Genomic DNA, 19910 nt, shown 5'->3' with positions numbered 1-19910 from the left:
CTTACCCCTTGATGTGCAGAACGCAGATCAGCGTGAAAAGGCGCCGGGCCGTATCGAAGTCGACCTTGATCTTGCCCTCCAGCCGCTCGATCAGCGTCTCGGCGGCCGCATTGTGGATGCCGCGGCGCGCCATGTCCACCGTCTCGATCTGTTGCGGCGATGCATTGCTGATCGCTTGATAATAGCTGTCGCAAATGGCGAAATATTCCCGGATCGGGCGGCGGAACCGGCCGAGGCTCAGGATGATCGCCTCCAGCGGGTCGCCATTCTCCCGCCGGATCTCGATGACCAGCCGGCCTTCCTCGACGCGCAGCCACACCTTGTAGGGACCGGCATAGCCGTCCTCATGGGTCCGCTGCGGTTCGAAATGATTATCCTCCAGCAGGTCGAAAATGGCGATGCGCCGTTCCTGCTCGACATCGGCATTGCGCCAGAGAATCGTCCGCTCGTCGAGCGTGATATCAATGATGCGCGGGTCTGTCATGGACGCTATGGTCAGTGCGGCTGTATGCCGGGAAAAGCAAGGGGGACTCTTGTCCACAGCTTTTCCGAATGCTTTCAATGTTGAGCCTTGCAAGGGCCGGTGCGCGAAGCGATGAGGGGCGATGGTCGAACTGTTACACATGAATGCCGCCGCAGACGCTGGCACCCCTGAACTTCCCCGCAATGTCGAGGCGGAGGCCGCGCTGCTGGGCGCGCTGATGATCGACAACCGCATCGCCGAAGATGTGCAGTTGAAGCTCAAGCCCGAACATTTCTTCGAACCGCTGCACGGTCGCATCTACGAATCCGTAATGCGGCTGGTGGAGCGCGACATGGTCGCGAACCCGGTGACGCTCAAGCCCATGCTGGAACAGGACCCGGCGCTCAAGGAACTGGGCGGCGTCGGCTATCTGGCGCAACTGACCGGCAATGGCGCGGCGCTGCTGGGCGCGCGCGATTTCGCGACGCAGATCTACGACCTTGCCCTGTTGCGACAGCTTGTTCATGTTGGCCGGGAACTGGTTGAAAATGCTCTTGATACCAGCGAGGATGTCAATCCTCGCGAGCAGATCGAGCAGGCCGAAGTCGCGCTTTACAAGGTGTCGGAAGGCGAGGGCGAAACCGGCTCGGTAAAGAGCTTCGCCACCGCTACGACGATGGCGGTTCAGGTCGCGGAGCGCGCGCTGAACAGCGGCGGCCATGTGTCGGGGATCACCACCGGCATCAACAGCCTCAATGAGAAAATCGGTGGTATGCACAATTCGGACCTGATGATCCTCGCGGGTCGTCCGGGTATGGGCAAAACCTCGCTCGCGACCAATATCGCTTATAATGCGGCGTCGCGCTGGCTGCGCGACCATGGCGACGGCATTCCGCCCGAAAAGAATATGGGCGCCAAGACGGCGTTCTTCAGCCTTGAAATGTCCGCGGATCAACTTGCCACCCGCGTTCTTGCCGAACAGTCTGGCATCAGCGGCGAAGCGCTGCGCATGGGCAAGATCAGTCGGACCGACTTCCAGAACCTCTCCCGCGCGGCGCGGGAGTTGCAGGAATTGCCGCTCTTCATCGATGACACGCCCGGTCTCACCATTGCGGCGCTGCGTACCCGTGCCCGCCGTTTGAAGCGCCGCCATGACATAGGTTTCGTCGTGGTCGATTATCTCCAACTGTTGCAAGGCACAGGGAAGGGCGACAACCGCGTCAACGAGATTTCGGAAATTTCCCGCGGTTTGAAGACCTTGGCGAAGGAGTTGAATTGTCCGGTTCTGGCCCTGTCGCAGCTCAGCCGTGCGGTGGAACAGCGCGAGGACAAGCGCCCGCAGCTTTCCGACCTTCGTGAATCCGGCTCGATCGAGCAGGACGCGGACATGGTCTGGTTCGTGTTCCGTGAGGATTATTATGTCGCCGCCAAGGAGCCGGGGAACAAGGAAAGCTCCGAGCATCTGGAATGGGCGCAGGAGATGGAGCGCATCTACGGTCTTGCCGAAGTGATCGTGGCGAAGCAGCGTCACGGTTCGACGGGGCGCATCCGCATGAAGTTCGACGCCAAGATCACGCGCTTCTCCGACCTGGCGGAAGGCAGCTATCTCGACGATTATGAATAAGCCTGCCTGATCCTCCCCATCGAAAGATGGGGAGGGTTAAGCCCGCGCGGCGCCTGAGCGAAACCCACTTGTGATCGGTCGAAGATCGAGCGCGATGGTATCAGAGGCGTCTCTCACCCGACAAAAGCCTGAAACACCAGCGCCAGCCCGACCATGCTGACCGCGTAAACCAGGGTCCGCACCATCGGCACGCCCATGCCATACAGCGGCAGGTAAACCGCCCGAGCGCCCAGCCAGAGCCAGCCGCCTATCGCCGTCGTCCCGCTGGTCTTGCCCGCGATCACCACGCCCAGCAGCACGATGATCGCGATGGGATAGGTTTCCAGAAAATTCGCCTGCGCCCGCACCAGCCGCCCGCCTATCGGATCGAGCGGCGGCAATGCCTCATCGCGTGCGCCCATATTCCACTTGGTGCCATATTGCCGGGTCTTGATATGCGCCGCCGCGAAGATGTGCACCAGCAACAGCACGCAACTCCACGCCAATATCGTCAGCTCAACGGCCATATCCTGTCTCCCTCTTCAGTCTTCCATCGCCGCAACCCTATCGCGATAGAAGGAAGAGGAAAATCAGAATACCGGCTGGTTCGCCGGATCGTCCGGGTCGGCCTCAGGCGAGGGGATCGGCGTCACGGGCGTATGGATGCCGCATTCGACCTTGTCCCACCCGCGCCAGCGCCCGGCGCGCGGGTCTTCGCCCGGCAGCACCTTGGAGGTGCACGGTTCGCAACCGATGGAGAGATAGCCCTGGGCCTCCAACGGATGCCGGGGCAGGTTTTCCGCCTCGAACCAGGCTTCCAGATCGTCCTTGGTCCAATCGCCCAGCGGATTGATCTTCAGCCGCCCATCCTCGACCTCGAAGCGGGGCAGGTTCTGCCGGGTCACCGACTGGAACGCCTTGCGCCCGGAAATCCAGGCGTCCAGACCGTCTTTCGCCCGGTGCATCGGTTCCACCTTGCGGATTTCGCAGCAGCCGTCGGGATCGTAGGACCAGCGCAGGCCGGTTTCGTCCTTTTGCGCCAGAACCTCGGCATGGGGCACCACCGCCCGGCTATCCGTAAAGCCCAGCGTGTCGATCAGCGTTTCGCGATAGTCCAGCGTCTCATCGAACATCTTGAGCGTATCGACGAAGATCACCGGAATCGTCCTGTCGGCCTTGGCGACCAGCGACAGCAACACCGCGCTTTCCGTGCCGAAGGACGACACCACGGCGACATTCCCCGCCAGCCCTTCGGCAAAGACGGTCTTAAGCATCGACAGCGTGTCGACGCCTTCGAACCGCGCGTTGAGCGCGTCCGCATCGGCCTGGGTAAAGGCAGGGCGGGCGTCGATGACGTCCAACTGGCGGGCAGGTTCAGCCATTCACAGTCTCCGGGTGCCGTTTCGCCCACACCGGGCGGCGGCCGTCGACGGTCTTTTGATAGACGTCGGCATAACGATTGAGCGCACGCTCCACGGCGGCATCGTCCAGCGCCTTGTCGGGCCGGAATGTATCGAAACCGCAGCGGCGCATGGCATTGAGCTGATCCACCAGCACATCGCCCACGGCGCGCAGTTCGCCGTCATAGCCGGCTTCGCGCAGTATGCGCGCCGCCGAATAGCCGCGCCCGTCGCCATAGGCGGGGAAGTTCACCTCCACCAGCGACAGGCGGTCGATGTAGGGCAGCAATTCGCGCGCATCCTCACCCGCTTCGATCCGCACGGCGGTGGAATTGGACTGGCCGGTGAAGGATTCGACCGTCACCGCTGGTTCCTGCGCGGCTTCGCCTTCGCGGAAGGACAGGAACTCAACCATAGATCGCCTCCTTGAAGGGCTTCATGCCAAGACGGCGATAGGTGTCGAGGAAACGTTCGCCTTCCTCCCGCTGAGAAAGATACAGGTCCGTGACCTTCTCGATCGCGTCGACCACGCCATCCTCGGAGAAGCCGGGGCCGGTGATCTGGCCCACGCTGGCATCCTGCGCACCCGATCCGCCGAGCGAGAGCTGGAAATTCTCGACTCCCTTCCGGTCCACGCCCAGCACGCCGATATGGCCCGCATGGTGATGGCCGCAGGCGTTGATGCAGCCGGAAATCTTGACCTTCAACTCGCCCAGGTCCTTCTGCCGGTCCGCGCCTGCGAACCGCTCCGACAGCTTCTGTGCCAGCGGGATCGAGCGCGCATTGGCGAGGCTGCAATAGTCGAGGCCGGGGCAGGCGATGATGTCGCTGATGAGGTCCATATTGGCCTCCGCCAGACCCGCCGCGTCCAGCTTCTGCCAGATGGCGTGGAGATCGGCCTTCTTCACATGCGGCAGGACGAGGTTCTGCGCATGGGTCACGCGCAGTTCGTCAAGCGAATAGGCCTCCGCCAGATCGGCCACCAGGTCGATCTGCTCCGCCGAAGCATCGCCCGGAATCCCGCCGCGCGGTTTCAGGCTGATGTTGACGATGGCATAGCCCGGCTGCCTGTGTGCGGCGATCTGACGGTCCACCCACAGGGCAAAGGCCGGATCGGCGCGGTCGATCTCATCCGAAAGGCCCGTTTCATAGGCCGGGCCAGCGAAGAAGGGACGGATACGGTCCAGTTCCTCGGTCGGCGGATTGAGGCCGAGCTCACGCATATGCGCAAATTCTTCCTCGACCTGCCGCTTATATTCCTCGACGCCCAGTTCATGGACGAGGATCTTGATCCGCGCCTTGTACTTGTTGTCGCGGCGTCCGTAGCGGTTGTAGACGCGCAGGCATGCCTCCAGATAAGAGACGATCTCATCTTCCGGCACGAAGTCGTTGATTTGCGGGGCAACCATGGGTGTGCGCCCCATGCCGCCGCCGGCATAGACCTCTGCCCCGACCTTGCCGTCGCGCGACACCAGTTTCAGGCCGATGTCGTGCAGCCGCATGGCCGCACGGTCTTCCTCGGCGGCGATCACGCAAATCTTGAACTTGCGCGGCAGATAGGTGAATTCCGGGTGGAAGGTCGACCATTGCCGCAGCAGTTCCGCCCAGGGGCGGGGGTCCGTCACCTCATCCGCGGACACGCCGGCATATTGGTCGGACGAGATATTGCGGATGCAGTTGCCGCTGGTCTGGATGGCATGCATCTCGACCGTCGCCAGTTCGGCCAGAATATCGGGCGCGTCGGCCAGCTTGATCCAGTTATACTGGAGGTTGGTGCGCGTCGTGAAATGGCCGTAGCCCTTGTCATATTTGCGGGCGATCTCGCCCAGCTTGCGCATCTGCCGGCCGTTCAGCGTGCCATAGGGGATGGCGACGCGCAGCATATAGGCGTGCAGTTGGAGATAGAGGCCGTTCATCAGCCGCAGCGGCTTGAACTGATCCTCTGTCAGATGTCCGGCCAGGCGGCGCTGCACCTGATCGCGAAACTCCTCGACGCGGGCATCGACGATAGACTGGTCATAATTGTCGTAACGATACATGGTTCAGATCACCCAGTTGCCGGCATCGGCGTCATTCGGTTTCAGCGTCAGGTCGGGGCGCACGGTCGGCCCCAGAGCACGGATGCGGTCCTTGATATGCGCGGGGCGCACGCCTTCTTCATCGACTGTCGCGTCGATCACATAGGCGCTCACGACCCGCAGCGCCGCTTCCTCGACGCGGGCGAGTTCGTCACCCTTGTCGCCCACGTCGACGGAGTCGCCGACCTGGCGCGACCAGCCGTCGCCCGCCCACCAGATCACGTCCCCGGTGCCGAGGTCATTGCCGGTCAAAATCTTCACTTATCTGTCTCCGCCCCAATTTTCGCCTCAGCCGCCCAACCCGCCAGCACATCCTGCGCCAGGGCGTGGGCCGCCACGTCCCCGACCACGATCAGGGCCGGGCTCTTCACTCGCTCGCGCGCAACCATGTCGCCCAGATCGGCGAGCAGGGTGCGCAAGGTCCGCATGTCGGCGCGCGTGCCGTTTTCCAGCACCGCCACCGGAATGCCCGGCGACACGCCATCGGCGATCAGCTTGTCGGCGATATCCGCCGCCGTCGCCACGCCCATATAGATGACGAGCGTGCGTCCCGCGCCCGCCAGTCCCGACCAGTCCTGGTCCGTCAATCCCTTGCACTGTCCGGCGACGAAGGTGACGGCGCTCGCGGCATTGCGATGGGTCAGGGGGAGTTGCGCCTGCGCGGCGCAGCCGATGGCGGCGCTGATCCCCGGCACGATCTCGACCGGGACGCCCGCGGCACGGCAGGCTTCCATTTCCTCGCCGCCGCGCCCGAAAATGAAAGGATCGCCGCCCTTCAGGCGGACGACCGACTGTCCCGCCAGCGCCAGTTCCACCAACAGCGCGTTGATGCCCTCCTGCGGCATAGAATGGCGGCTGCGCTGCTTGGCGACGGAAATCAGTTCGGCTTGCGGAGAGGCCAGCGCCAATATCTCCATCGACACCAGCCCGTCATGGACGATCACGGCGGCGTCGCGGATCAACCGGACGGCTTTCATCGTCAGCAGTTCGGGATCGCCCGGACCCGCGCCGACAAGATGGACAGTGGCAGGTGCATGTTGAGCCATGCCAGGCAAATGGCGAAAGCCGCCAATGGTTTCAATTCAGAATGCTTTGCCCGGCGCGTAGGAAAATTTGGGGGCCGGTGATTCATGCTCCGCGGTTCAGTCCCCCATCGCGCCGGTATCGATGTCCCTGAGGCCGACGCCAATCGATGCGCGGGGCTGTTCGATTTCCACGGACGCCACCGGATAGGCGCAATAGTCCGCCGCATAATAAGCGCTGGGTCGATGGTTGCCCGAAATCCCGACGCCCCCAAAAGGCGCGGAGGACGACGCGCCGTTGGTCGGCCGGTTCCAGTTGACGATGCCGGCCCGGATATTGGCCCAGAACTGGTTATATTGCTCGGGCGACCCGCCGATCAGCGCCGCCGACAAGCCGTAGCGCGTATTGTTCGCCTCCATGATCGCGGATTCGAAATCCGGCACCCGGATAATCTGCAACAAGGGTCCGAACAGTTCGATATCCGGCCTTTCCGCCATGGCGGTCACGTCGATGATCGCCGGCGTCAGGAAGGGCAACCCTTTGGTCGTCCGCACCATATGTTTGATCGGCTTGCCGCCGTGGCTCATCAAAAAGAGGAAACTTTCGGTCAGTTGATCCGCCGCCTGATTATCGATCACCGGCCCCATATAGGGTGCCGGATCGGCATGGGGATGATCGACGATCAGCCGGTCGGCCAGCTTCTTGACCTCGGCAATCAGTATATCGGCCAGGCTTTCCTTGACGATCAGCCGGCTCGCCGCCGTGCAGCGCTGCCCGCTCGACAGGAAGGCCGATTGCACGATCAATGCCGCCGCGCTGGCGATGTCGGCCGTGTCCCAGGCGATGACGGGATTGTTCCCGCCCATCTCAAGGGCCAATATCTTCCCCGGATTGGCCGCGAAATGCCGGTTGATCGCGATCCCCGTCTGCGCCGATCCGGTAAAGAGAATGCCGCTCACATCGGGATGCGCGGCCAGGGCCTTGCCCTCGTCCGGTCCGCCCAGCACCAGCCGGACGGCATCCTCCGGCACGCCCGCCTCATGATAGAAGCGCACCAGCATCTCGCCCACGGCGGGCGTCTTTTCCGAAGGCTTGAACAGCACCGCATTGCCCGCCAGCAGCGCAGGCACGATATGCCCATTGGGGAGGTGCGCCGGGAAATTATACGGCCCCAGCACTGCCATCACGCCATGCGGCTTGTGCCGAACCGACTGGCGCGCGCCCATGGCCGCTTCCAGCCGCCGCTGCCCGGTGCGTTCGGAAAAGGCGGCGACGGAAATGTCGACCTTGTTCATCACCGCCGTGACTTCGGTGCGTGCATCCCAGAGCGGCTTGCCTGTTTCCCGCGCGATCAGGTCGGCCAGCGCCTCCTCATGGGCGCGCACGACATTGACGAAGCGGCGGAGCGTTTCGATGCGAAAGGCGATAGGCTGGGCGGCCCATTTGGGCCAGGCGGCGCGGGCGCGGGCGACCTCTGCCTCCACATCGCTGGCAGTCCCCTGCCACAATTGAGCACCGGTGGCGGGTTCTGTCGAAGTCAGCGTTGCGGACATGGCTTCGATATGGCGGATAATTGCGCGTTAGGGAAGGGGCTCAGCCCATATCGGGCGCATCGCCCATCGCATCGCCCATGCGCCGGATCGCGGCGACCTTGGCATGGAGCGGCGTCCAGTCGTCATTCCCGTCGATGGCGCGCCAGATCCCCTCCACCTCATCGATAGGCATGGAGCAGGGCGTGGGGTCGGTCCAATATGCGTGGTCTTTCGTCCCGCTCGGCTCACATCCCGCCATGGCTTCGCGGAATGCTGCCCATTCCTCGCCGGCATAGGGGGCGCCTTCACGCGGATCGCCGCCCCGCCAGTCCTGGAAGAAGCAATCGATCGGCGTCTGGCTGGCGATCATCCCCTTGACCGCGGCCTCGATCATCGCGGCCGCATCGCCACTCTGCGCCACGCCGAGCCGCCAGCAGAAGCGCCGCGCCATCGCCTCGCCATAAAGCTGGGGGAAACGCTCCAACTGAGCGATCAATGGCTCCGCCTCGACCAGAGGCCGCAGCGACACCGCCAGTTGCGCGACGTCCCAATGGATCGCCTCGGCCTGCCGCCCGAAGGCATAAAGCCCCGAATGGTCGAAATAGGCGGCGGTAAAGCCCGGCTCCCACAGCGGCGTGAAGCGCCATGGCCCATAGTCGAAGCTCTCGCCGGTCACATTGATATTGTCGCTGTTGAGCACGCCGTGGACGAAGCCCGCGACCATGTAGCTCGCCGCCAGATCGGCGGTCCGCTCGACCACGCGGCCCAGCAATTGCGCGGGCGGATTGTCGCCCGGCGTCTCGCCGTACAGCTTCGTCAGGGCATAGTCGGTCAGCCGTTCCAGCAATGGCTTGTCGTCGAAATAGGCCGCCCGCTGGAACGACCCGATGCGGATATGCGAATGGCTCAGCCGTACCATCACCGCCGCGCGGGTCGGGGACGGTTCGTCATTGCGCTCCAGCGCCTCGCCAGTTTCGATGATGGAGAAGGTCTTGGAAGTGTTGACGCCCAACGCCTCCAGCATCTCGGTCGCGAGAATCTCCCGCATTCCGCCTTTCAGCGTCAGCCGCCCGTCCCCGAACCGGCTATAGGGCGTCTGTCCCGATCCCTTGGTGCCCAAGTCCAGCAGTCGCCCGGCTCCGTCCCGCACCTGCGCGAACAGAAAGCCCCGGCCGTCGCCTATGTCCGGATTATATTGCCGGAACTGATGCCCGTGATAGCGCAGCGCCAATGGCTGAGGCAGCGATCCTTCCAGCGGCGCAAAGCGTCCGAAATGCGCCACCCATTCGGCGTCGCTGAGATCGCCAAGTCCTACGGTCGGCGCCCATCGGTCGTTGCGGAAGCGCAGGATCGCCTGCGGAAAGTCCGCCGCCGCGACGGGATCGGCAAAATCGGGTTGCAGCGCAGCGATTTCATTCGCCGGACGATATTCGGAGGGTTGCAGGGCAGAGCGCATGCGGCGATATGGGGGATGCAGGGTGGAAGGATCAAGCAGCTTGAGCAGTTACACCGACGGATATTGGTGGTCGCCCGATGGGCTGAGGCTCCATTATCGCGATTATGCGGGCGGTGAGGACGGTCGACCGCCCTTGCTCTGTCTGCCGGGCCTCACCCGGAATGCCCGTGATTTCGAGCCGCTGGCGGCGCGGCTGGCGGGCGACTGGCGCCTGATATGCCCCGATATGCGGGGCCGTGCCGAAAGCGCGCAGGCGAAGGACCCGATGACCTATGTCCCGCTCACCTATTTGCAGGACATCAGCCGTTTGTTGGCTGACCTGGCCATCAGCCGCTTCGTTGCCGTCGGTACGTCGCTGGGCGGCATCATCACCATGTTGATCGCCGCGACCAACCGCGAATGGCTGGCGGGCGCGTTGCTCAACGATGTCGGGCCGACGCTGGAGGAGGCGGGGCTTGCGCGCATCCGCACCTATGTCGGCATCGGCCAGTCGCATCCAAGCTGGGTCCATGCCGCCCGCGCGCTGGAGGAGGCGAACCGCGACGTCTATCCGGCCTATGGCCTTGATCAATGGCTCGCCATGGCGAAACGCCTCTATCGGCTCAACGGCGCGGGCCGCATCGTCCTGGACTATGACATGCGGATCGCCGAACCGCTGCGCGTTGCGAGCGACGAAGCCGCCGGGGTCGACATGTGGCCGGTGATGCAGGCCTTTCGCGGCATCCCGACGCTCCTGCTGCGGGGCGAACGTTCCGACCTTCTGTCCGCGGAAACCGCGCACCGCATGGTGGAGGAAATCGGCCCCGACGCCGAACTCGCGACCATTCCCCATGTCGGCCATACGCCAGTCCTTGATGAGCCGGCATCGGCCTTCGCCATCGACCGGCTGCTCGCGCGAGTGCTGAATGGCTGATGCGACTTGAGTGAAAGGGAGCATTTCACGTCGCGAACCTTACGGCAAACAGGGGCGCCGCCCCGGTTGTTGCACATTCATGGCAGTTTTTCGCTGGGCGGCAAGGAAGCGCGGGCGGTCCGACTGATGAACCTCTGGGGGGAGCGCGCCCAGCACAGCATCGTCAGCGCCGCGCCCCATCTGATGAGCGCCCGCGACGCCATCGATCCCGCCACGCCCGTCGATTTTCCCGATCCGCCGCCCCTCGCGGGCAAGCCCGGACTCAGGCGCTTCAAGGCCATTGCGGAATTTCTGTCGGGCTATGACCTTGTCCTCAGCTATAATTGGGGGGCGATGGATGCGGTGATGGCGCATCGCATCCATGCCCGGTCGCTCCACTTGCCGCCGCTGATCCACCATGAAGACGGCTTTAACGCCGATGAAGCGAACGGCCTCAAGTCCCAGCGCAACGTCTACCGCCGGATCGCGCTCCAGCGCGCCCATGCACTGGTCATCCCCTCGATCCGCCTCGACGCCATTGCCCGCACGGTCTGGCGCCAACCGGCGGCCAGGGTGCATCTGATCCGCAACGGCATCGACACGGATCGCTATGCGCAGCCGCCCGCGCCTGATGCCATTCCGGCCCTCAACCGCTCGCACGGCAAGTTGCTGGTCGGCACGCTGGCGGGTCTGCGCGGGGTCAAGAATATTCCCCGCCTGGTCCGCGCCGTCGCCCCGCATCGCGACCGCCTGCAACTGGTTGTCGTCGGGGAGGGGCCGGAGCGTGCCGCCATTCTGGCCGAAGCTCACGCCCACGGACTTGCCGATATCTGCATGGTCGGGTTCATGAGCGAGCCCTGGCGATTCATCGGCCTGTTCGACATTTTTGCGCTCTCCTCTGACAGCGAGCAATTTCCGATTTCGCTGGTCGAAGCCATGGCGGCCGGTATTCCTGTCGCTTCGACCGATGTGGGCGACGTCGCGAACATGGTCGCGCCCGAAAACCGGCCCTTCGTCGTGCCCGATGAAGCCGCGCTCAGCGCCGCGCTCGGCCAACTCGCCGCCAGCGCCGACCTGCGCGCGCAACTGGGCGAAGCGAACCGCCACCGTGCCCGGCGCGACTTCGCGGAAGAAGCCATGGTCGCCGCCTATGCGACGCTTTACGGACAGGCACTATCCAGCCCATCCATTTTGCGGTAGGGCCCCGCCGGAAAACTCGCTCTATGTCAGGAAAACTGCTATAGGACGGCGTTTAAGTGGTCGGCGGCCACGGGTTTTTTGCGCTGGGAGAATGCGTTGTTCAAGGGGTTGAAGCCCATCATCTACGGCGGCCGCGAAGTGTGGCCTCTGGTCGAGGGCGGCAAGGGCGTAGCTGTTTCCAACCATGCCAGTTCGGGCGCCTGGGCGGCCGCCGGGGGGATCGGCACCGTGTCGGCGGTCAACGCCGACAGCTATGACAGCTTCGGCAATGTCATTCCGCAAATCTACCATGGCCGCACCCGCCGCGATCGCCATGAAGAACTGATCGCCTATGCTATTGACGGTGCGGTCGAACAGGTGAAGCGCGCCTTCGAAATCGCGGGCGGCAAGGGCGCGATCAACATCAATGTGCTGTGGGAAATGGGCGGCGCGCAGCGCGTCCTTCACGGTGTGCTCGAAAAGACCAAGGGCATGGTCGCGGGCGTGACCTGCGGCGCGGGCATGCCGTACAAGCTGAGCGAAATCGCCGCATCCTATGGCGTCAGCTATCTGCCCATCGTTTCGTCCGGCCGCGCTTTCCGCGCGCTGTGGAAGCGCGCCTATTCCAAGGCTTCGGAATGGCTGGCGGCGGTCGTCTATGAAGATCCGTGGCTCGCCGGCGGACATAACGGCCTTTCCAATGCCGAGGACCCGAGGGTCCCGCAGGATCCCTATCCGCGCGTGCGGGATTTGCGCGCGACCATGCGCGAAGGCGGTATTTCCGACGATGTGCCCATCGTCATGGCGGGCGGCGTCTGGCACCTTCGGGACTGGAACGACTGGATCGACAATCCCGAACTGGGCGCCATCGCCTTCCAGTTCGGCACTCGTCCGCTGCTGACGCAGGAAAGTCCGATTCCCGCCGAATGGAAACAGCGCCTGACGCAGCTTGAGCCGGGCGATGTGCTGCTGCACCGCTTCTCGCCGACGGGCTTCTACAGTTCGGCGGTGCGCAACCCCTTCCTGCGGCTGCTTGAAGCCCGTTCGGAACGGCAGGTTCCGTTCAGTACCGAACAGGCGGGCGACCACACGCATCAACTCGATGCGGGGGTGAGGGGCAAGAATTTCTGGGTGACGCGGAACGATCTGCTGCGCGCCCGCGAATGGGTGGGGCAGGGCTTCACCTCCGCGCTCAAGACGCCGGACAACACGCTGGTCTTCGTGACCGAAGAGGAAAAGGCCGAAATCCGCAAGGATCAGACGGATTGCATGGGCTGCCTCAGCCAGTGCGCCTTTTCGAGCTGGATGGACAGCGAAACCAACTCGACCGGGCGTCTGGCCGATCCGCGCAGCTTCTGCATCCAGAAGTCGTTGCAGGAGGCCGTGCATGGCGGCGACCTTGACAAGAATCTGCTTTTCGCGGGCCATGGCGCCTACAAGTTCAAGCAGGATCCTTTCTACTCGAACGGGTTCGTGCCGACCGTGAAGCAACTTTTCGACCGCATTCTGACCGGCGACTGATGGCTGACATTCAGGGACTGGCGGTGCTGCATTACGACACGCCGCATTTCGACATCGTGCGTCCGGGGCAATTCGTTGTCTGTGCCGTCTCGGGCGCACGGATCGATCTTGAAGATCTCAAATATTGGAGCGCGGAGTTTCAGGAGGCCTATCGCGGCCCGGTCGAAGCGACTCAGTCTTTCCTGAAGCATCGCGGATCGGCGTTTCGTTGAACGAAGCGAAGGCGATTGCGTAGCCTGATACGCTCTCTCATACGCCTTTGAGGGGTCTTGTCATCGATTTACCGCCTCGATGCGGCATCTCATCTATTTTCTGCTATTCCTTTCATCGTGCAAATGGTTTATTCTTCCTTCAGAAGCGGCGGAGATCGCGCATTTGAGGAAGGATGTCGGGAATGTCGCGAATTGATATTTTTGGGGATCGCGTCTGCGTGGTGTCGAGCCTGCTGATCGTTGGTTGGTTTATTTATAACGTCGCCTTCTAAGGTTGGAAGGTTGACCTGACGCCTGCGCCGCGGCTGTTTCGGCGGCTCTTGATGCCGTATCCGGCGCGATGCGATTTGCGGGGCTGGACATAGCCTTTCCCCACGCGTCGAACGCGGGGAGCGAACCGCTCCCGCACAATTCATAACCCGCCTTCCATGGATGAATATTCCGCCGCGAGCGCCATGCTGCGCGGCCTTTGCAGGTTTCATCCGGTTTCGCACCGAGGCTTAAGCAAATAATTAAAAGCATCGTGCGGTAAAGGGTCCGGCTACCTTCCCGCGTATGCGAAACGATGCCGGTTTGCCAGTTTAACTCAACGAAAGACCACGGTTTTCCCGCCATTCAGCAGCACTCGCCGGTCGGCCAGCCAGCCGACTGCGCGGGCCAGCACCTGCGCCTCAATATCGCGGCCGATGCGGATCATGTCCTCGGCGGTGGCACGGTGATCCACGCGCTCGACGGCCTGTTCGATGATCGGCCCTTCGTCGAGATCGGCGGTCACGAAATGCGCTGTCGCGCCGATCAGCTTGACGCCGCGCTCATGTGCCCGGTGATAGGGCCGCGCCCCCTTGAAACCGGGCAGGAAGCTGTGATGGATGTTGACGCAACGTCCGGCGAGCTTTTCGACCAGCCCTTCCGACAGCACCTGCATATAGCGGGCCAGGATCAGATATTCCGACCGCGTCCGATCGAAAAGGCCCATCAGCGCGTCCTCCTGCGCGGCCTTGTCGCCATTGGGCGGCAGTTCATGATAGGGAATGCCATGCCATTCGGTGATCCGGCGCATGTCGGGATGGTTGGACACCACGCCCATAATGTCCACCGCCAGCATCCCCGTCTGCCAACGATGCAGCAGGTCGGCCAGGCAATGCGACCCTTTGGACACCGCAAGCAGCATGCGCGGTTTTTCATCCGCCGCGGTGATCCGCCAGTCCATCGTGAAATGCGTACCGACATCGGCAAATTCGCTACGCAGTCGATCCGTGTCACCCATGCGCGCATCGGTCGCCTCGAACGCGACGCGCATGAAGAAGCGATCCGCCTCCCGGTCCGCATATTGCTGGCTGTCCGTGATGAAGCCGCCGCGCTCAGCCAGGAAACGGCTGACCGCCGCGACGATGCCGACACGGTCGGCACAGGCCAAAGTCAGCACCCAGGATGGGACAACCGGGTCAGTCACGCGCATCTCCTCACAAAGTGGGAAAGGCGTTGCCCCAAGCCGGCGCGCGGATCAACCCGTTACGCGCCCGCGCGGTCCTGCCTGCTGGTCATGGCGAAAATGCCGGTCGCATTGCCGGTGTCGAAGGCCAGGTCCAGCGTGCCGGTTTCAGGATCGATATCCCGGCTGATGAACTCATAAAAGGACCCGGGCACCATGCGCAGTTCATTCCCGGCAAACAACCGTTCGACCCCGTCCGCCCGAAAGGCCGTCTGCCGGACGCGTCCAGTGCGGGAAATTTCCAGCCTGTCCTTCATCGGCCAGTCCTCCGCCTGCAGCCGATCCGCCAACGCGGCGACGTCCGCCACCCGGTCGGTCGCATGATTGAAGGCGTTGCCCTCGGTCGCGATCCAGCCTGCTTCATGCGACCGGGAGAGCAGCAGTTCATAATCCCCGATGCTGACCGGATCATGCTGCCGGTCGAAGGCGGCGACGATCACCGGCAGCGCCTCTGCCGCCTCCTCCAGCGAAACAAGGCTGCCGCGCCCATATTTGTCCAGCACGGCGCAGGCATCCGCCGTCAGCGGATCGCGCGACGTGCCGAACACGCGGGCCGCAACCTCGGCAAATTCGGGATCGAAACGGTCGACATGCAATTCCGACAGGAAGAATTGCGGAATCGCCTCGGCCATGTCGCGATGGCGATAGGCCCGTCCGGTCATGCGCAGCCGGTCGAGCGGATAGACCGCTGCCATCTCATAGCCCAGGGGCAGCAATATCCGGGTAAAGGCTTCCTCACCGGGCGGCAGCTCTCCGGTCGGTCCCTCGGCCAGCCGCACCGTGCGCAGCGCACCATGATCGAACAGCACCTTGCCGCCATGCGCCATCCGGTCCGCGACATAGGCGGCACCGCTTGGCACCCGGTCCAACAGATTTTGGAACAGCACGACATTCAGCGCCATGGCGAAGGCGGCGCGCGAAACCTGCGGTCCGTTTTCCGCCATCAGCGCCGGATCGATGCTGAGTGCAGCCAGCGCGGCGCCGGCGGCCCTTTCGCCCATGGCCGCTTGCGCCAATGCGGCGATCACCGCTTGCTTTTCCACCGACATGAATGAGGCTCCTTCATGAAGCCCCCTTATCGCTCTCTTGAAATAAAATTCCAAGAGATTGAAAGCTTTTTCACATCTTTTTGGGCATGCAATCGGCACCGGCGGCCTTGATCGCGCCGCATAATCGGGCCGCGTCGGCACTGTTGGCCAGCGGCCCCGCCTGCAGTCGGGTCACGCCGCCGCTGGTCGTGATGAAGGGGCGATAGGCTGACAGGCCGCTGACCTTGCCGCTGAGCTGACTCCAGAGCGTCCGCGCACGGGCTTCCGCGCTGAATGCGCCGATCTGCACCCGCCAGGAACCCGTGCTGGCCGCTTGCGGCAAAGCAGGCTTGGCGGACGCCACTTTCGGTGCGGGCCGGGTCTTGGCCGGAGGCGCGGCCTTGGCGGTTTCCGCTTTGGGGGCGGGAGCGGGGGCAGCGGCTGACGGAGCGGAGGGCGGAATGGCGGCCGCTCGAAGCGGTTGGGGCGCGCCATTGTCTGCCGCCTGTTCCTGCTGCGCCATGGAACGTGCCATGGCGATGGCCTGACTGCGCTGATCCTGAGGGATGAACTTGTCCATCTGACGCAGGCTGGCCGTAGCCTGCGCCAGCCCGGAATCGGACGCGCGAGTCATCAGCGCATAGGCCCGCACCCAATTTTTCGCCACCAGATCGCCGTTGAACAGGGCCGTGCCGACAATATATTGCGCCCGCGGTTCACCCCGGTCTGCGGCATGCTGCAAGAAGGGCAGGGCACCCGCCCGGTCGCCCTGCTGGAACAACAGCAGGCCCAGATTATCCTCGGCGCGCGCATGACCCTGGCTGGCTGCCTTGCAATACCAATCGATTGCGGCGGCCGGGTCCGTCTTCACGCCGCGTCCGAGCTTATAGGCCTGTCCCATGTTGAACTGCGCATCGGGGTCGCCGGTCTGCGCCAGCGGCTGCCACAAGGCGACGGCCTTGGCATAGTCGCCTTGCTGCCATGCATCGACGCCCGCCTTCACATCCGCCAGTGTCGGTTGCGCGATGCTCAGCATCGTTCCAGCGGCCAGCACACCCCAGATATGCTTCATGCTCATGCTCCCAATGGGTCTTTGCTCGATCCTATGCGACGGCAAGGTTAATAACGACTTAGCATTAAGAATATCCCCATTTCCACAGGCTGGGAGGCTTCCGCATCCGTTAACCAATTCTTAGGCGGCCTTGTGGCACCTCTTTCCGCAATTGGATTTTCTGGGGGAAGTTGCGTGCGCATATTGGCATTGGCATCGCAAAAGGGGGGGTCGGGCAAGACGACCCTGTCGGGCCATCTGGCCGTTCAGGCCCAACTGGCGGGCGCAGGCCCGGTCGTGCTGATCGACATCGACCCGCAAGGCTCACTGGCCGACTGGTGGAATGAGCGCGAGGCCGAATATCCCGCCTTCGCCCAAACCACGGTGGCGCGCCTTGCCGCCGACCTCGAGATTCTCCGCCAGCAGGGGTTCAAGCTGGCCGTCATCGACACGCCGCCGGCCATCACCATGGCCATCCAGAGCGTCATTTCCGTCGCCGAACTGATCGTCGTACCGACCCGTCCCAGCCCGCACGACCTGCGTGCCGTCGGCGCCACGGTCGACCTTTGTGAACGGGCGGGCAAGCCGCTGATCTTCGTGGTCAACGCCGCCACGCCGAAGGCGCGCATCACCTCCGAAGCAGCCGTCGCTTTGTCCCAGCATGGGACAGTCGCGCCAGTCACGCTGCATCACCGCACCGATTTCGCCGCATCGATGATCGACGGCCGCACGGTGATGGAGGTCGATCCCAATGGCCGCTCCGCCGGAGAGGTCACGCAGCTCTGGACCTATATTTCCGACCGGCTTGAAAAGAATTTCCGCCGCACCGTCTTTTCCGTGCCGCACAATGCGGTGGGAACGGCGAGCACCGTTCGTCCGGCCAATGGTGGCTTCGGCCGCCGGATCGCACAGTAAGGGGAGGGGAAAACATGGCCGAACCGAAACCTCTCGCCTCGCTGACCTCGGGCCTGCTCGCGCGCAAGGGCGCCGCGCAGCCCGCGATGCGCCGCCCCATGCTGGGCGTTGGTCTGACCGCCGGAGCGACCGCGCTTCAGGAGGATCTGGGCTGGAACGACATGGGCTTCGATGTCACGCAGCCTGAACCAACGCCGATTGAGCCGCGCTCCGTCGCTGGCCTGACGCCAATGACGTCGGTTCCGACCGTCGCGCCCGTGCCGCCGGTGGTAACCGAACGCGAGGAATTGGCCGAACGCATAGCGGAAACCGGCGCAGTGTCTTCGGTTGTGGATGTGAAGCCGATCAAGGCCAAAAAGCCGTCCAAGGCCCGCACGCCCGCTGTGTCGAAGGGGCGCAAGGCCGCCTTCACCCTGCGGCTCGACGCCGACCGCCATCTGAAGCTCCGCCTCGCCAGCGCTATTGCCGGGCGTTCGGCGCAGCAAATGGTGACGGAAGCGCTCGACACTTTCCTGGCCAGCCTGCCGGAGATCGATCGGCTCGCCCAATCGCTGCCGCGCGCACGCGGCGACAATTAAGGAACGCAAGCCCATGAAGCGCAAGGCTTTCGCAAAGGCAGCGGTCGTGTCGCTGCTCGTCGGCACGACCATGGTGGGATGCACAGGCGCGGCCTTTCGTCCCACCGCGATTGCGCCGCAGCAAAGTCCCGATCGTCTGAGCGGGAGCGTCGAAAAGGCGCTGGCCGATCGCGATGGTCCCCGGGCCGTGGAAGCGGCGGAAGCTGCCGTGCAGGCCGCGCCGCGAGATGCCCGTTATCGTCAGTTGCTGGGCCGGGCCTATGTGGCTGACGGTCGTTTCGCCTCGGCGGAAACCGCGCTGTCGGACGCGATGACGCTCGGCAATCGCGATGCCCGCACCATCGTTACCCTGGCGCTGGTGCAAGCGGCGCTGGGCAAGGATGGCGCGGCCCGCGATCTGCTTGCCAATAATGCCGACATTGTTCCTGCCGGCGACTATGGCCTGGCCATGGCGATGGCGGGCGATGCCGAGGAAGGCGTGCGCATCCTCTCCCAGGTGATACAGGATCCCTCGGCGACCGCGCAGACCCGTCAGAATCTGGCCTATGCCTATGCGCTGGCCGGGCGGTGGAAGGATGCGCGGATGGTGGCGGGCCTCGATCTCGATCCGCTCGCCGCCAATCAGAGGATTGCTCAATGGGCGCAGACGGCCATTCCCGGTCAGCCCGAATTGCGCGTCGCGGCGCTGATGGGCGTGGCCATCAAGGGCGCCGATGCTGGGCAACCGGCTGCTCTCGCGCTGGCGCCGGACGCTGCGCCGGTCCGGATGGCCGAAGCCGCGCCTGTCGAACAGCCTTCCGCAGCGGCGCCTGTTGACATGGCCGCTGCCGATCCCGCTCCGTTCTCCGTGTCGCCGTCTGTCGCCGCCGAAACGCCTGCGCCCATGATCCAGGCTGTCGCGGCACCGGTTCGCGTCGCGGTGCGCGCTGCCACACCGCGTCAGGCCGCTCCGGCTCGCATGGCCGCGCCCGCTCGTGTTCAGCAGGTCGCCTTCCGACCGAGCGGCAGGGGCAGCAGCAATTGGGTCGTCCAACTGGGGGCCTATGATAACGCAGCCATTGCGAAGGAAAAATGGGCCTCTATGGCCCGCCGCAACAGCGCGCTTGAAAATTTCCCCGTCGTCACCAGCCAGATCACGGTCAATGGTGCGACCTTTGCACGTCTTGCCGTGAGCGGATTTGACGACCGGGCCGAAGCGGTCGCCCTGTGCAATGCGATTCGGACCCGTCGCGGTCAGTGCTTCGTGCGTGAAAATGTGCCCGATGCCACACCGCAGCGCTGGGCTCTGTCGACCCGCGGTCGGCAATATGCGACACGTTAAAGACCGGTGACGACAAGAAGAACGATCATGCGGGCGGCGCCGATGGTGTCCGCCCGCAACGCTTTTTGGCGCTGTTGCGACGCCGGAATGAAATCATCGGAATCAGGAAATCCGGCCATTTAACCGCCGAAAAGGGCAAAAGTGGCTCCCCGAGTAGGATTCGAAC

General features: G+C 63.8%; 21 protein-coding genes. 8 read left to right on the top strand and 13 right to left on the bottom strand.

All coding sequences use genetic code 11. The annotated features are described in order from the left end of the window. Window position 1 precedes the first annotated feature (1 nt). Entirely contained in the window at window positions 2-484 is a 483-nt protein-coding gene (locus tag F7P65_RS02835) for a UPF0262 family protein (protein ID WP_150290247.1), read from the bottom strand. A gap of 121 nt (window positions 485-605) precedes the next feature. On the opposite strand from F7P65_RS02835, the gene F7P65_RS02830 reads away from it, so the two are divergent. Beyond that, the gene (locus tag F7P65_RS02830; RefSeq protein ID WP_150290246.1) at window positions 606-2087 is read left to right on the top strand and encodes a replicative DNA helicase; all 1482 of its coding nucleotides are present in this window, start codon (window positions 606-608) and stop codon (window positions 2085-2087) included. 113 nt (window positions 2088-2200) lie between these two features. On the opposite strand, the gene F7P65_RS02825 is transcribed toward F7P65_RS02830, so the two are convergent. From F7P65_RS02825 to F7P65_RS02790, 8 genes are all read right to left on the bottom strand, one after another. Then, window positions 2201-2593, bottom strand: coding sequence for an MAPEG family protein (locus tag F7P65_RS02825; RefSeq protein ID WP_150290245.1), 393 nt, complete (start codon window positions 2591-2593; stop codon window positions 2201-2203). 63 nt (window positions 2594-2656) lie between these two features. Then, window positions 2657-3448, bottom strand: a complete 792-nt coding sequence (locus F7P65_RS02820; protein WP_150290244.1) for a phosphoadenylyl-sulfate reductase — start codon at window positions 3446-3448, stop codon at window positions 2657-2659. Continuing rightward, the gene (locus F7P65_RS02815; protein WP_150290243.1) at window positions 3441-3881 is read right to left on the bottom strand and encodes a DUF934 domain-containing protein; all 441 of its coding nucleotides are present in this window, start codon (window positions 3879-3881) and stop codon (window positions 3441-3443) included. Before F7P65_RS02815 ends, F7P65_RS02820 begins: the two co-directional genes overlap by 8 nt. Beyond that, complete coding sequence (locus F7P65_RS02810; protein ID WP_150290242.1) at window positions 3874-5505, bottom strand: nitrite/sulfite reductase; 1632 nt, start codon at window positions 5503-5505, stop codon at window positions 3874-3876. Before F7P65_RS02810 ends, F7P65_RS02815 begins: the two co-directional genes overlap by 8 nt. A 3-nt stretch (window positions 5506-5508) precedes the next feature. Continuing rightward, window positions 5509-5805, bottom strand: coding sequence for a DUF2849 domain-containing protein (locus F7P65_RS02805; RefSeq protein WP_150290241.1), 297 nt, complete (start codon window positions 5803-5805; stop codon window positions 5509-5511). Continuing rightward, entirely contained in the window at window positions 5802-6590 is a 789-nt protein-coding gene (gene cobA / locus F7P65_RS02800) for a uroporphyrinogen-III C-methyltransferase (protein WP_150290240.1), read from the bottom strand. Before cobA ends, F7P65_RS02805 begins: the two co-directional genes overlap by 4 nt. Window positions 6591-6686: 96 nt before the next feature. Continuing rightward, window positions 6687-8120 (bottom strand): succinylglutamate-semialdehyde dehydrogenase, encoded by a 1434-nt coding sequence (astD, locus tag F7P65_RS02795; protein ID WP_150290239.1) that lies wholly within the window; start codon window positions 8118-8120, stop codon window positions 6687-6689. 40 nt (window positions 8121-8160) lie between these two features. Continuing rightward, complete coding sequence (locus F7P65_RS02790; protein ID WP_150290238.1) at window positions 8161-9555, bottom strand: protein adenylyltransferase SelO; 1395 nt, start codon at window positions 9553-9555, stop codon at window positions 8161-8163. Window positions 9556-9595: 40 nt separating this feature from the next. Between F7P65_RS02790 and F7P65_RS02785 the strand changes: the two genes are divergently transcribed. From F7P65_RS02785 to F7P65_RS02770, 4 genes are all read left to right on the top strand, one after another. After that, the gene (locus tag F7P65_RS02785) at window positions 9596-10468 is read left to right on the top strand and encodes an alpha/beta fold hydrolase (RefSeq protein WP_150290237.1); all 873 of its coding nucleotides are present in this window, start codon (window positions 9596-9598) and stop codon (window positions 10466-10468) included. A gap of 66 nt (window positions 10469-10534) precedes the next feature. Next, a complete protein-coding gene (locus F7P65_RS02780) occupies window positions 10535-11647 on the top strand; it encodes a glycosyltransferase (RefSeq protein ID WP_240334171.1) in 1113 nt (370 codons plus the stop codon). 96 nt (window positions 11648-11743) lie between these two features. Then, window positions 11744-13147: an NAD(P)H-dependent flavin oxidoreductase gene (locus F7P65_RS02775; RefSeq protein WP_150290235.1), complete on the top strand. Its 1404-nt coding sequence runs from the start codon at window positions 11744-11746 to the stop codon at window positions 13145-13147. After that, entirely contained in the window at window positions 13147-13359 is a 213-nt protein-coding gene (locus F7P65_RS02770; protein WP_150290234.1) for a DUF2093 domain-containing protein, read from the top strand. Before F7P65_RS02775 ends, F7P65_RS02770 begins: the two co-directional genes overlap by 1 nt. Before the next feature lie 586 nt (window positions 13360-13945). Here the strand turns inward: F7P65_RS02770 and purU are convergent. The 3 genes from purU to F7P65_RS02755 form a co-directional block, all read right to left on the bottom strand. After that, window positions 13946-14818 (bottom strand): formyltetrahydrofolate deformylase, encoded by an 873-nt coding sequence (purU, locus tag F7P65_RS02765; RefSeq protein WP_205451899.1) that lies wholly within the window; start codon window positions 14816-14818, stop codon window positions 13946-13948. A 53-nt stretch (window positions 14819-14871) separates the two neighbouring features. Continuing rightward, window positions 14872-15900: a 2-oxoadipate dioxygenase/decarboxylase family protein gene (locus tag F7P65_RS02760; protein WP_150290232.1), complete on the bottom strand. Its 1029-nt coding sequence runs from the start codon at window positions 15898-15900 to the stop codon at window positions 14872-14874. Window positions 15901-15970: 70 nt separating this feature from the next. Next, the gene (locus F7P65_RS02755) at window positions 15971-16957 is read right to left on the bottom strand and encodes an SPOR domain-containing protein (protein ID WP_150290231.1); all 987 of its coding nucleotides are present in this window, start codon (window positions 16955-16957) and stop codon (window positions 15971-15973) included. A gap of 168 nt (window positions 16958-17125) precedes the next feature. Between F7P65_RS02755 and F7P65_RS02750 the strand changes: the two genes are divergently transcribed. The 3 genes from F7P65_RS02750 to F7P65_RS02740 are packed head-to-tail and all read left to right on the top strand — an operon-like array spanning window position 17126 to window position 19744. After that, window positions 17126-17845 (top strand): ParA family protein, encoded by a 720-nt coding sequence (locus tag F7P65_RS02750; RefSeq protein ID WP_150290230.1) that lies wholly within the window; start codon window positions 17126-17128, stop codon window positions 17843-17845. 14 nt (window positions 17846-17859) lie between these two features. After that, window positions 17860-18423, top strand: coding sequence for a hypothetical protein (locus tag F7P65_RS02745; RefSeq protein WP_150290229.1), 564 nt, complete (start codon window positions 17860-17862; stop codon window positions 18421-18423). A gap of 13 nt (window positions 18424-18436) precedes the next feature. Beyond that, complete coding sequence (locus F7P65_RS02740) at window positions 18437-19744, top strand: SPOR domain-containing protein (protein WP_150290228.1); 1308 nt, start codon at window positions 18437-18439, stop codon at window positions 19742-19744. Here the strand turns inward: F7P65_RS02740 and F7P65_RS22465 are convergent. Further along, the gene (locus F7P65_RS22465; RefSeq protein WP_275897543.1) at window positions 19741-19863 is read right to left on the bottom strand and encodes a hypothetical protein; all 123 of its coding nucleotides are present in this window, start codon (window positions 19861-19863) and stop codon (window positions 19741-19743) included. The genes F7P65_RS02740 and F7P65_RS22465 overlap by 4 nt on opposite strands. Window positions 19864-19910 lie beyond the last annotated feature (47 nt).

The sequence above is a fragment of the Sphingobium estronivorans genome (genome assembly GCF_008692605.1).
Lineage (GTDB): Bacteria > Pseudomonadota > Alphaproteobacteria > Sphingomonadales > Sphingomonadaceae > Sphingobium > Sphingobium estronivorans.
Note: the sequence above shows the minus strand (reverse complement) of the source record. Positions and strands in the feature narration are given on the sequence as shown.